This is a genomic window from Psychrobacter sp. T6-4, assembly GCF_052258425.1.
Classification (GTDB): Bacteria; Pseudomonadota; Gammaproteobacteria; order Pseudomonadales; family Moraxellaceae; genus Psychrobacter.
Genome location: NZ_JBQQEZ010000036.1, coordinates 1 through 544, shown reverse-complemented (window position 1 = coordinate 544; position 544 = coordinate 1). Strand labels below are relative to the sequence as shown.

Annotated in this window: 1 protein-coding gene; it reads right to left on the bottom strand. The window is 64.5% G+C overall.

Annotated elements, in window-relative coordinates; translation table 11 throughout:
• Nucleotides 1-331 precede the first annotated feature (331 nt).
• Nucleotides 332-544: hypothetical protein (locus ACTXGE_RS12510; RefSeq protein ID WP_443560327.1), on the bottom strand; the 213-nt coding region annotated here is incomplete at its 5' end.

Below are 544 nucleotides of genomic sequence, written 5' to 3'. Positions count from 1 at the left end.
AAGGCCCAGCAGGACATGATCCTGAAGCTGCGCGCCGAGGCCAAGATCGACCGCACCGACGCGGCGCCGGCCGCCGCACAGCCGGCGCCGGAGACGAAGAAGCCGTGATCGGATAGGGACAAAAGGTGTTCCCCCTCCTCCGGTTAGGAGAGGGGACCGGATACATCACCGTGTCATTCCGGGGCGCCGCAGGCGAGCCCGGAATCCAGAGCCGCCGACAGCGCAAGGTCTGCTCAACCTGCGATTATGGATCCCGGGCTCCGCTTCGCGGCCCCGGGATGACGGATCTGTGTCGGATCGCTCGGCCAACCTCCTCGGAAGATTCGAAGCCTTAGAACGGCAGGGCCTTCGGCCTGAACGTCTTATACCACACCGCGATCATCATCCGGGTCAGCGTCACCGCGGTGATGACCGTGGTCAGGATGCCGAGGATGAACACCACGGCGAACCCCTTCACCGGCCCCGAGCCGAGGAAGAACAGGATCAGCGCGGCGATCGCCATGGTCGAGTTCGAATCAATGATCGTCGCGAAGGCGCGGTCGAA